This window comes from Streptomyces sp. NPDC047853 (assembly GCF_043204535.1).
GTDB lineage: Bacteria > Actinomycetota > Actinomycetes > Streptomycetales > Streptomycetaceae > Streptomyces.
In genome coordinates this window covers 1-10,806 of record NZ_JBIDCI010000019.1, presented here as the reverse complement: position 1 = coordinate 10,806, position 10,806 = coordinate 1, and the positions used below count along the sequence as shown (strand labels likewise).

The window sequence follows — 10,806 nt, the reverse complement described above, 5'->3', positions numbered from 1 at the left end:
TCTCGCCGCGGGCGTCCACGTCGATCTTCTGCGACAGGTCGCCCTTGGCCACGGCGGTGGCGACCTGGGCGATGTCACGGACCTGGGTGGTCAGGTTGCCCGCCATGGCGTTGACCGAGTCCGTCAGGTCGGCCCAGGTGCCCGACACCCCCGGCACCCTGGCCTGCCCGCCGAGGGTCCCCTCGGTGCCGACCTCGCGGGCCACCCGGGTGACCTCCGAGGTGAACACGGACAACTGGTCCACCATGCCGTTGAAGACCTTGGCGATGTCACCCATCAGACCGTCCGCCTCGTCCGGCAGACGGGTGCCGAAGTCGCCGTCCCGTACGGCCGTCAGGCCCGCCAGCAGACGGCGCAACTCCTGATCGCCCGGAACCGCTTCCACGGTCCCGGTGCTGTCGCTGGTCATTCGCACCCTCGTTCCGCTCCCCAGGAGCCCTCGGAGCGAGGACTCGGAACCCCCTCCGGACCGTTGTGCGGTCCGGCCTGTCGCGCGCGCATTTCCGCAGTTCACGGATCTGCCCTAGGAGAAAAAATACGCCAGAGGCTAACCCAGGTGCGGGGTGTGCACCAAAGCGGGGTGCCGGGAGGTGGAGAACGGAGCCCGGACGGGGCACGACGCGCATGGACGGCCGGCTCCTGGGTACCCGGCCGCATTTTGCCGCGGCCGATCCGCGACCGGCCGAATGCGGCGGCCCGGGCCGGGTATCCGCTGCTGTGGAGCCGGTCCGGCCCGTGGCGTCCGCCCGGCCCCGCAGTCGTCACCGAAACGGGAGGAAAGGGAAAGCGTGCCGATGGAGAGCATCTGGTCGTACGCGGTGGGCAGCGGTCACTTGGAAGGGCAGGACCTGACGGGCTGCACCGTCGTCGCCGGCGACGGCACCATCGGTCACGTGGACCGTGAGGCCGAGCACTACGGCATGCGGCACCTGGTCGTCGACACCGGCGTCTGGGTCTTCGGCCGGAGCGTGCTCGTGCCGGTCGGCGTGGTCAGGGGCATCGACACCGAGGCCCGCACGGTCACGGTGGCCTGCACCCGGGCGGAGGTCAAGGCCGCGCCCCGGTTCCGGACCGACAGCGAGACGATGGACCGGGAGTACCTGGCGTCCGTCGGCGACTACTACCATCGGCTGCCGCCGCGGGAGACCACCGCGGACTGACCCGGTGCCGAACGACAGTACGGCGAACCCCAGGGACACCACTGACATGGAACCGATCGACGGGATCAGCACGGCCTCGGCCGACGTGAGCCCGCCCCCCGCCCAGGCACCGGGGGCGGGCTCCGTGACCAGCGCGGCCACCGCACGCGCCTACGCGGAGTCGGTGGCCCGCACGCAGTGGGGGGCGGGCCGCGGGGTGCGGGAGCAGGACGTCGTCGACCTGCTCCTGGTGGTCTCGGAACTGGTCACCAACGCCATCCGGCACGGCGAGGGACTGGCCGGCTTCGAGGTCCGGCCGACGGGCGAGGGCCTGTGGATCGCCGTTCACGACTACAGCGCGGTGGTGCCCCCGCCCGTGCGGGCCTTCCCCACCACGCACCGCGGCAGCGGCTACGGCTGGCCGCTCGTGGCCCGCCTGGCCCGGGACGTCGCGGTCGACCACCGCCCGGAGGGCGGCAAGACCATCAGCGCGCTGGTGCCGCTGCGGGACGCGGGCGCCCGCTGACCGCGACGGCCCCGGCCACGGCCCCGGTCACCAGGGCAGGAAGACGTGGATGTCCTTGCCCCGCTCGCCCGTGACCACGCTCACCTGGTCGGACAGGGTGTGGATCAGATGCCAGCCGATGCCGCCGCCACCACTGTTCGGGTGGAAGGCGCGCGGCGCGGGCTCCGTGGTGCTGGTGTCGTGCATGACCACGTGCACCCCGTCGAAGGTGCGGCGCAGCCGCAGCTGGAAGGGCCCGGGGGCGTACTGCACCGCGTTCGCCGCCAGCTCCGTGACGACGAGAAGGATGTCGTCCCAGTGTTCGGGCGCCGAGGGCGGCGCCGCCCGGGCCAGATCGAAGAGGAACTCCTCCGCGACCAGGCGCGCACCGGTCACATTGTGCAGTTCCCCGGTGAAGCTGGCGGTGCGGTTCGTGATCTCCTCGGAAGCCAGTGTCCTGTCCCAACGCGACTCGGCTGCCATCTCGCCTTCCCGGCCCGGCCTCGGCCGGGCGTTGTCCCCTCTGCGTACTCCTTTCGTCTCTTAGTTCCCGAGCGGGCCGACCCTACGCGCCTCCTCCTGCCGGAGCCCGCGCCCGGTGGCCGCCGGTGACCGGGGCGTCACCCACCGCGTACCGTCAGCGCAGGAACACGTTGTCCGTGTCCTCCCAACCGGCCTGCTCCGCGAGCGGCACCTGGGGCGGGCGGCGGGAGCGGGCCTCGTACATGGCGTCGATCTCGAAGGCGTAGGTGCGCACGATCTCGTCCCGCCGGAGCTTCATCGACGGTGTGAGCAGCCCGTTGGCGACGTCGAACGGCTCGGGCAGGACACGGAAGACCCGGATGGACTCCGAACGCGACACGGCGCTGTTGGCCGCGGCTACGGCCCGCGCGACCTCCTCGCGCAGCGCGTTCTCCTCCCGTGCCTCGCGGGCCGGGGCGTCCGCCTGCAGGGCCAGCCCCGCCCGCCAGTGCGTCAGGAACGCCGGGTCGAGCGTGATCAGCGCGCCGACGCAGGGCCGGTTGTCGCCCACGACCACGGCCTGGTGGACGAGGGGGTGCATGCGCAGCCGTTCCTCCAGGGCTGCCGGGGCCACGCTCTTGCCGCCGCTGGTGATGATGACGTCCTTCTTGCGGCCCGTGATCGCCAGGTAGTTCTCCTCGTCCAGGTGCCCGATGTCCCCGGTGGCCAGCCAGCCGTCGCGCAGCACCCGACGGGTGGCGGCCGCGTCGCCCACGTATCCCTGGAACATCGAGGGACCGCGCACCAGGATCTCCCCGTCGTCGGCCACCCGGATCTCCATGCCGGGCAGCGGCTGCCCGACGGTGCCGGACTTCTCCCGGCCGAGCGGCTGCATCGTCAGCCCGCCGCTGGTCTCCGTCAGCCCGTAGCCGTCGTGGACGTACACGCCGATGCCCTCGTAGAAGAGGGACAGTTCGCGGCTGAGCGGCGAACCGCCGGACGTCGCCCGGCGCACCCGGCCGCCCAGCGCGGTCCGCAGCCGGCGGTACACCGTCCGCTCGTACAGGGCGTGCTGGAGACGGAGGTCGAGGCCGGGGCCCGTCCCCCGGCCGAGCCGCTGGCGCTCCAGCGCGGCGGCGAAGTCGCGCGCCGTGCCGGCGGCCCGCTCGAACAACGCCCCCCGGCCCGCCTGCTGGGCCGTGCGCAGGAAGGTCTTGTAGAGCTTCTCCAGGACCGACGGGACGGCGTAGAGGTACGTGGGGCGGAAGGTGCGCAGGGCCGAGGACAGCGCCTCGTCGGTCATCGCGGGCTCGTGCGCCATGAGCAGCCCGCCCCGGACGCACAGGCTCTGGATCATCAGCCCGTACACGTGCGAGAAGGGCAGGAAGGCGAGGACCGCGCCCTGCTCACCCGGCGGCGCCACCGTGTGGCCCCAGCCGGCGAGGAGCGTGTCGCACGGGCTGGCCAGGCCGCGGTGACTCAGCGCGCACCCCATGGCGCGGCCGGACGTGCCCGAGGTGTAGGCCACGACCGCGGTGGAGTCCGGCAGCACGATGCGGCGCATGGAGTCGACCGTGGTGTACGACAGGAACTCGCCGCGCGCCACGATCGTGTCGAGCGCGCCGGCGTCCAGTTGCCAGACGTGGCGCAGCGACGGCAGCGACGCGCACACCGAACCGACGGTCATCACGCTCTGCTCGTCCTCTACCACCACGGCCACACAGCCCGCGTCCCGCAGGATCCACTCGACCTGGTCGCGCGAGGACGTCGGATAGATCGGCACGACCTCGGCACCCACCGCCCACAGCGCGTAGCTGAAGACCGTCCACTCGTACCGGGTGCGGGCCAGGATCGCCACCCGGTCGCCCGGCGCGATCCCGCACGCGATCAGTCCCTTGGCGAGGTCGACGACCTCGTCGCGGAACTCCACGGCCGTCACCTCCTGCCAGTCGGCCGAGCCCGGGTGGGTGCGGCGGGCGAGCATCGGCAGGGTCGGCTCGCGGACGGCCGTCTCGAAGAGGCTGTCGGCGAGCCCGCCGGTCAGGGGCGGGACGGCCGGGGGAGCGAGAGCGAGGTCGCGCATGCGCTGGCTCCTGACGTGTGCGGACGGTGGACCGGGCGAGCACCGACGGGCACCGACGAGCACCGTCGTCGGCGGTGCTCGGAATCTAGCCGAGCCGCAGGCGACGGGGGGCCGGGACAGCAGAAGTGTTCCCGCCCGGTGATCTCGGCGGATCGGGGGACCCGGTCGTCATGAGATACACGAATCCCGATCCGGAACCCGATCGCACCACCGGCCTGACGCCCGGCGGGGGCGTGCCGCCCGGCGAGACCCCGCCGGGGGAGAGCAGCATGTCCGAGGCCGGGCCGTGGGAGGGGAACAACCCGCCCAAAGGCTGGGCCAAGGCGCCGCTGGCGGTGATCCTCGTCCTCGTGGCCGTCGTCGCCGCGGGCTTCCTCGGCTACGCCCTGGTCCTGATGCTCTGAGCGCGGACCGGCCGCGGCCTGACCGCGGGACGCCTCACGCCGCTTGCGTACGGCGCACGCACTCGGTGACGACGTCCCGCAGGCTGCCCGTGCGCTCCAGCAGTTCCCGCTGCACCCGGGCACCGTTGCCGTCCCGCAGCAGTTTCTCGACGCCGTCCCGCACCCGCTCCAGGTCGCCGTCGGCCGCCAGCGCCTCCTCGACGTGCTCCAGCAGCGCCCGCAGGACCGCCTCGGCCGGCATCCGCCGCATCGTCTCCGGGTGCAGCAGTTCCTCCGTCAGCCCGGAGCGGGCGGCCCGCCAGGCCGCGAGGCGGAGCAGGCTCACGCTGTGCCCGGCAGGCTCGGCGCCCTCCCGCCACTCCCGCGCGGCCGTCTCGACCAGGGCGCGGGCCAGCGCGGCGATGAGCGCGGCGGTGCTCGCGTCCAGACAGACGTCCATGACCCGGAACTCCACCGTCGGGTACCGCTGGGAGAGCCGGACGTCGAAGTAGATCATCCCCTCGTCGAGGATCGTGCCGGTGGCGACCATGTCCGCGACCCGCCGGTGATAGGTCTCCGCCGAGCCGAACAGCTCCGTCGGACCGGCCGACGGCCAGCGCTGCCAGACCCGGCTGCGGTAGCTGCTGTACGAGGAGTCCCGGCCCTGCCAGAACGGGGAGTTCGCGCTCAGCGCGGTGAGCACCGACAGCCAGGGCCGCACCCGGTCGATCACCGCGACGCCCTCCTCGTCGGACTCCACGGACACGTGCACGTGGCAGCCCAGGACCAGCTGCTCGTGGACCACCACGCCGTACTGGTCGGCCATCCAGTCGTACCGGCGGTTCATGCCGATGGACGGGGTGACCGGCAGCGGCGACGTGGCGAGCGCGGCGACGGCACAGCCGATCCCCCCGGCGTGCCGCCCGGCCTCCTTGCGGCAGCGCACGATCTCCGCGTGCAGCTGGTCCATGTCCGCCTGCGGGTGCGTGGCGAACTCGAGCATCTGCTCGTGCAGCTCCTTCTCGAAGACGTCCTGCTCCGCGTCGTCGAGCGAGGCCCGGGCGAGGACGGCGGCGGACAGTGCCCGCGGCTCGCCGTTATCGGGGTCGACCAGGAGGAGTTCCTCCTCCACTCCGACGGTGCGCACGTGATGTCGCCTCTCTGTGGGCCCGGCTGCGACGACTGGGTCGTCCCCTTCGTAGGACCACCGAATGCCCCGGCGGGGCGGCCGGACACCTCGACGCGCCGCCCTGTCTCACAGGGCGTATGGCCTCAGCCACACCGTGGCCAGCGGAGGCAGCGTGATCGTGATGCTGCCGTCCTCGGGTTTGACCGGGTCGGCGTTGGCCACCCCGCTGCCGCCGTACTCCACGGCGTCGGTGTTGAGGACCTCCTGCCAGGCGACGGCCTCGTCGCCGACGGCGAGCGCGTACCCGTGCCGCACGACCGGGGAGAAGTTCGTCACCGCCAGCAGGGGAGCGCCGGCCGCGTCGAAACGCAGGAACGCGAAGACGTTGTCCTCCGCCGCGTCCACGGCGACCCACCGGAAACCGGCCGGGTCGGTGTCCCGCTGCCACAGGGCCGGCGTCTGCGCGTAGCGGGTGTTGAGCTCGCGGACCAGGTCCTGCACCCCGCGGTGGTCGGCCGCCGAGTGGTAGCCCTCGTCCAGCAGCCACCACTCCGGGCCCTGCTCCTCGGACCACTCGGCGCCCTGGGCGAACTCCTGGCCCATGAAGAGCAGCTGCTTGCCGGGGTGGGCCCACATGAAACCGAGGTAGGCGCGGACGTTCGCCCGCCGCTGCCACCAGTCGCCCGGCATCTTCGACACCAGCGCCTGCTTGCCGTGCACGACCTCGTCGTGGGAGATCGGCAGGCAGTAGTTCTCGCTGTAGGCGTACACCATCGAGAAGGTCATCTCGTGGTGGTGGTACTTGCGGTGCACCGGCTCGTGGGCGACGTACTCCAGCGAGTCGTGCATCCAGCCCATGTTCCACTTCAGGCCGAAGCCGAGTCCGCCGGTGTCGGTCGGCCGGGTCACCCCGCCCCACGCGGTCGACTCCTCGGCGATGGTCACCACGCCCGGGCAGCGCCGGTAGACGGTCGCGTTCATCTCCTGGAGGAAGGCCATGGCCGCCAGGTCCTCCCGGCCGCCGTACTGGTTGGGCTCCCACTGGCCCGAGTCGCGCGAGTAGTCCAGGTAGAGCATCGAGGCGACCGCGTCGACCCGCAGCCCGTCGATGTGGAACTCCTCGCACCAGTACACCGCGTTGGCCACGAGGAAGTTGCGCACCTCGGTCCGCGCGAAGTCGAAGGTGTACGTCCCCCAGTCCGGGTGGGTCGCGCGCCGCTCGTCCCCGGGCTCGTACAGCGGGTCCCCGTCGAAGCGGGCCAGCGCCCAGTCGTCCTTCGGGAAGTGCGCCGGCACCCAGTCCATGATCACGCCGATGCCCGCCCGGTGCAGGGCGTCGACCAGGTACTTGAAGTCGTCGGGCGAGCCGAGCCGCGCGGTCGGCGCGTAGAAGCCGGTGACCTGGTACCCCCAGGAGGGGCCGTAGGGGTGCTCGGCGACCGGCATCAGCTCGACGTGGGTGAAGCCCAGGTCGCTGACATAGGCGGGCAGCACGTCGGCCAGCTCGCGGTAGGTCAGCCCCGGCCGCCAGGACGGCAGGTGCACCTCGTACACGGAGAACGGCGCCTCGTGCACCGGCCGGTCGGCGCGGGTGCGCATCCACGCGGCGTCGTCCCACGCGTAGTGCGAGGCGGTGACGACGGACGCGGTGTTCGGGGGCTCCTCGGTACGGCGCGCCATGGGGTCGGCCTTCAGGAACCGGTGCCCGTAGCGGGAGTGGATCTCGAACTTGTACCGGGTGCCCTCGCCGACGCCCGGCAGGAACAGCTCCCACACCCCCGAGGCACCGAGCGAGCGCATCGGGAACGCCGTGCCGTCCCAGTGGGTGAAGTCCGTGGCGACCCGCACCCCCTGCGCGTTCGGCGCCCACACCGTGAACCGGGTGCCGGTGACGCCCTCGTGGGTCATCGGCTCAGCGCCCAGCGCCCGCCACAGCTGCTCGTGCCGCCCCTCACCGACCAGGTGCAGGTCCAGCTCGCCGAGGGCGGGCAGGAAGCGGTACGGGTCGTGCGTCTCCTGCTCGCCCTCCGCGTACGTCACCACGAGGGTGTACGCCGGGATGCCCGGCAGGGGCAGCACCGCGGAGAAGAGCCCGTCCTCCTCCGACACCAGGGCGTGGCGCTCCCCGTCGACCACCACGTCGACCTCGCGGGCGAACGGGCGCAGCGCCCGGAAGGCGATGCCGCCGGGCACCGGATGGGCACCGAGCAGGGCGTGCGGGTCGTGGTGGGCGCCCGCCAGGAGGCGCCCCCGGTCGACGGGGTCCAGGGGCGGTGCGGTGCCGTACGCGCGGGGTGCGGACGGGACGGGACCGGACGGCTCGGGGAGCGAGGTGTCGCGGAGGGCCACGGGTCAGTCTCCTCTCACGGCGAGTCGTTCGATCGCCGCCATGGGTACGGGAAGCCAGTCGGGGCGGTGCCGCGCCTCGTACAGCACCTCATACACGGCGCGGTCCGTCTCGTAGGCGCGCAGCAGGCCGTGCTTCTTACGGGGGTCCCACCCGGCGCGGGCGGCGTAGCCCGCGCAGAAGGCCTCCCGGCACCGGCGCGCCCACTCGGGGCGCCACGGGCGGCGCTGTCGGGCGGCGTAGTCGAAGGAGCGCAGCATGCCCGCGATGTCCCGCACGGGGGAGTGGGCGCTGCGCCGTTCGGACAGCGGACGGGACGGTTCGCCCTCGAAGTCGATGACGAACCAGTCCCGGCCGGCCCGCAGCACCTGCCCCAGGTGCAGGTCGCCGTGGATGCGCTGGGCGGGCGGTCCGGAGTCGCAGGTGGACAGCGCCGCGAAGGCCGCCCGCAACCCGGGGACGAAGGGCTGCAGGGCCGGTACGCAGTGCGCGGCGGCGGTGAGCCGCTCGGTCATCGCCGCGGCGGTCCGGTCGTTCTCCCCGGCCGGGCCGGCCGGGAAGGCCGAGGCCAGCGCGAGGTGCACGTCGGCCATGGCCCGGCCCAGCTCGTGGGCCTGCGCGGTGAAGTCGTCCCCCGCGGCCAGCGCGTCCAGGGCGAGGGTCCAGCCGTCGGAGGCGTCGTGCAGGAAGGGCTGGAGCACACCGAGCGTCGCCTCGTACGGGCGGGTCGTCCGCATCCACGCCACCGGCGCCGGGACCCGGCCGCAGCCCTGGCGGGCCAGCGCGTCGGGCACCTCGAGGTCGGGGTTGACGCCCGGCTGGATGCGCCGGAACAGTTTCAGGATGAACTCGTCGCCGTAGACGAGCGACGAGTTGGACTGCTCGGCGTCCAGCAGCCGCGGCACGAGTCCGCCGGGCACCGGGCGCGAGGGGTCGGACTCGAAGCGCAGCGGGCCCGCCTTGCCGGGCTGCCTGAGCCGCTCCAGGAGCAGTTGGGCCGACCGGGGGTCGTGCAGCGCGTCGTAGACCGTCCGGCCTGCCAGCGGGCCGTCCTGCACCTGCCCGATCAGCGCCCGGCCCAGCCGCGGCGAGGGCTGCTCGCGCACGCCCAGCAGCAGTTGGTAGCAGTCCCCGGCCTGGGGAGCACCGCCCGGAGCGGGCACCGGGCCGGGCCCGGTGTGCACCAGCAGGTGCAGACAGCCCGGGAAGAGCTCGGTCATCGACAGCAGACCCAGCTCGGCCACGGGACGGTCCTTGCCCGCGAACCAGCGCTGGCGCGGCAGCCACTCCCGCAGCAGCTCGCCGAGTGACGCCATGGGCTCGGCGAGTTGCCCGCGTCCACGGCGCAGGGATGCGGTCTTCGGCATGGTGACGCGTCCTTTCCTCGGCCCGGACTCAAACGCGGCGGCCGATGCGGGATGCGACTCGGGTGAGCCGGAACCAGTAGAAGCCGTGGCCCCCGAGGGTCAGCAGGTACGGCAGCTCGCCGATGGCCGGGAAGCGGACCCCGCCGAACAGCTCGACCGGATGACGTCCGGCGAACTCGCGCAGGTCCAGCTCGGTGGGCTGTGCGAACCGCGCGAAGTTGTTCACGCACAGCACCAGGTCGTCCTCGTACTCCCGCAGGAAGGCCAGCACCGCGGGGTTGGAGGAGGGCAGCTCGGTGTAGGTGCCGAGGCCGAAGGCCGGGTTCTGCTTGCGGATCTCGATCATGCGGCGGGTCCAGTGCAGCAGGGAGGACGGCGAGGCCATGGAGGCCTCGACGTTCGTCACCTGGTAGCCGTGGACCGGGTCCATGATCGTGGGGAGGTACAGGCGCCCCGGATCGCAGGTCGAGAAGCCGGCGTTGCGGTCGGGGGTCCACTGCATCGGGGTGCGGACCGCGTCGCGGTCACCGAGCCAGATGTTGTCGCCCATGCCGATCTCGTCGCCGTAGTAGAGGATCGGTGATCCCGGGAGGGCGAGCAGCAGCGCGGTGAACAGCTCGATCTGGTCGCGGTCGTTGTCCAGGAGCGGGGCGAGCCGCCGGCGGATGCCGATGTTGGCGCGCATGCGCGGGTCCTTGGCGTACTCCGCGTACATGTAGTCGCGCTCCTCGTCGGTGACCATCTCCAGGGTCAGCTCGTCGTGGTTGCGCAGGAAGATGCCCCACTGGCAGTTGGAGGGGATGGCCGGGGTCTTGGCGAGGATCTCGGAGACCGGGTAGCGGGACTCGCGGCGCACGGCCATGAAGATGCGGGGCATGACCGGGAAGTGGAAGGCCATGTGGCACTCGTCGCCGCCGGCCGCGTAGTCGCCGAAGTAGTCGACCACGTCCTCCGGCCACTGGTTGGCCTCCGCCAGCAGCACGGTGTCGGGGTAGTGCGCGTCGATCTCGCTGCGGACGCGCTTCAGGAAGGCGTGGCTGGCGGGCAGGTTCTCGCAGTTGGTGCCCTCTTCGGCGTACAGGTAGGGGACGGCGTCGAGCCGGTAGCCGTCGATGCCGAGGTCCAGCCAGAACTTCAGGGCGGCCAGGATCTCCTCCTGGACGGCCGGGTTCTCGTAGTTGAGGTCCGGCTGGTGGGAGAAGAAGCGGTGCCAGTAGTACTGTCCGCGGACCGGGTCGTAGGTCCAGTTGGACGCCTCGGTGTCGACGAAGATGATGCGGGCGTCGGAGTAGCGGGTGTCGTCGTCGGCCCAGACGTAGTAGTCGCCGTAGGGGCCGTCGGGGTCCTTGCGGGACTCCTGGAACCACGGGTGCTGGTCGCTGGTGTGGTTC

At 72.3% G+C, this 10,806-nt stretch carries 10 protein-coding genes; 3 read left to right on the top strand and 7 right to left on the bottom strand.

What is annotated here, in order from left to right; all coding sequences use genetic code 11:
- Window positions 1-409 (bottom strand): HAMP domain-containing protein (locus tag ACGF5T_RS28865; RefSeq protein ID WP_356610793.1); only part of this gene is annotated, 409 nt, incomplete at its 3' end.
- Window positions 410-794: 385 nt separating this feature from the next.
- Between ACGF5T_RS28865 and ACGF5T_RS28860 the strand changes: the two genes are divergently transcribed.
- Together ACGF5T_RS28860 and ACGF5T_RS28855 are read left to right on the top strand one after the other, a co-directional pair.
- The gene (locus ACGF5T_RS28860; RefSeq protein ID WP_356610808.1) at window positions 795-1,160 is read left to right on the top strand and encodes a PRC-barrel domain-containing protein; all 366 of its coding nucleotides are present in this window, start codon (window positions 795-797) and stop codon (window positions 1,158-1,160) included.
- 46 nt (window positions 1,161-1,206) lie between these two features.
- Window positions 1,207-1,665, top strand: a complete 459-nt coding sequence (locus ACGF5T_RS28855; protein WP_366767683.1) for an ATP-binding protein — start codon at window positions 1,207-1,209, stop codon at window positions 1,663-1,665.
- Between the two features lie 27 nt (window positions 1,666-1,692).
- Here ACGF5T_RS28855 and ACGF5T_RS28850 read toward each other — a convergent pair whose 3' ends face one another.
- Window positions 1,693-2,127, bottom strand: coding sequence for an ATP-binding protein (locus ACGF5T_RS28850; RefSeq protein ID WP_053126956.1), 435 nt, complete (start codon window positions 2,125-2,127; stop codon window positions 1,693-1,695).
- A gap of 154 nt (window positions 2,128-2,281) precedes the next feature.
- Entirely contained in the window at window positions 2,282-4,189 is a 1,908-nt protein-coding gene (locus tag ACGF5T_RS28845; protein WP_356610795.1) for an AMP-dependent synthetase/ligase, read from the bottom strand.
- 170 nt (window positions 4,190-4,359) lie between these two features.
- Here ACGF5T_RS28845 and ACGF5T_RS28840 point away from each other — a divergent pair, with 170 nt between their 5' ends.
- Window positions 4,360-4,593, top strand: coding sequence for a DUF6480 family protein (locus ACGF5T_RS28840; RefSeq protein WP_361017122.1), 234 nt, complete (start codon window positions 4,360-4,362; stop codon window positions 4,591-4,593).
- 34 nt (window positions 4,594-4,627) lie between these two features.
- Here ACGF5T_RS28840 and ACGF5T_RS28835 read toward each other — a convergent pair whose 3' ends face one another.
- The 4 genes from ACGF5T_RS28835 to treS all read right to left on the bottom strand — a co-directional run.
- Window positions 4,628-5,719, bottom strand: a complete 1,092-nt coding sequence (locus ACGF5T_RS28835; protein WP_356610797.1) for a glutamate--cysteine ligase — start codon at window positions 5,717-5,719, stop codon at window positions 4,628-4,630.
- A 108-nt stretch (window positions 5,720-5,827) separates the two neighbouring features.
- On the bottom strand, window positions 5,828-8,050 hold the full coding sequence (gene glgB, locus ACGF5T_RS28830) for a 1,4-alpha-glucan branching protein GlgB (protein ID WP_361017124.1): 2,223 nt from the start codon (window positions 8,048-8,050) through the stop codon (window positions 5,828-5,830).
- 3 nt (window positions 8,051-8,053) lie between these two features.
- Window positions 8,054-9,415: a maltokinase gene (locus ACGF5T_RS28825; RefSeq protein WP_356610799.1), complete on the bottom strand. Its 1,362-nt coding sequence runs from the start codon at window positions 9,413-9,415 to the stop codon at window positions 8,054-8,056.
- 28 nt (window positions 9,416-9,443) lie between these two features.
- On the bottom strand, window positions 9,444-10,806 hold a 1,363-nt coding region (treS, locus tag ACGF5T_RS28820; protein WP_392889678.1), incomplete at its 5' end, for a maltose alpha-D-glucosyltransferase.

Bases quoted from the DNA above. Each gene is read 5' to 3' on its own strand.
- ACGF5T_RS28860 (WP_356610808.1), top strand. From the start codon at position 795: ATGGAGAGCATCTGGTCGTACGCGGTGGGCAGCGGTCACTTGGAAGGG.
- ACGF5T_RS28840 (WP_361017122.1), top strand. From the start codon at position 4,360: ATGAGATACACGAATCCCGATCCGGAACCCGATCGCACCACCGGCCTG.
- ACGF5T_RS28845 (WP_356610795.1), bottom strand. From the start codon at position 4,189: ATGCGCGACCTCGCTCTCGCTCCCCCGGCCGTCCCGCCCCTGACCGGC.
- ACGF5T_RS28850 (WP_053126956.1), bottom strand. From the start codon at position 2,127: ATGGCAGCCGAGTCGCGTTGGGACAGGACACTGGCTTCCGAGGAGATC.
- ACGF5T_RS28825 (WP_356610799.1), bottom strand. From the start codon at position 9,415: ATGCCGAAGACCGCATCCCTGCGCCGTGGACGCGGGCAACTCGCCGAG.
- ACGF5T_RS28855 (WP_366767683.1), top strand. From the start codon at position 1,207: ATGGAACCGATCGACGGGATCAGCACGGCCTCGGCCGACGTGAGCCCG.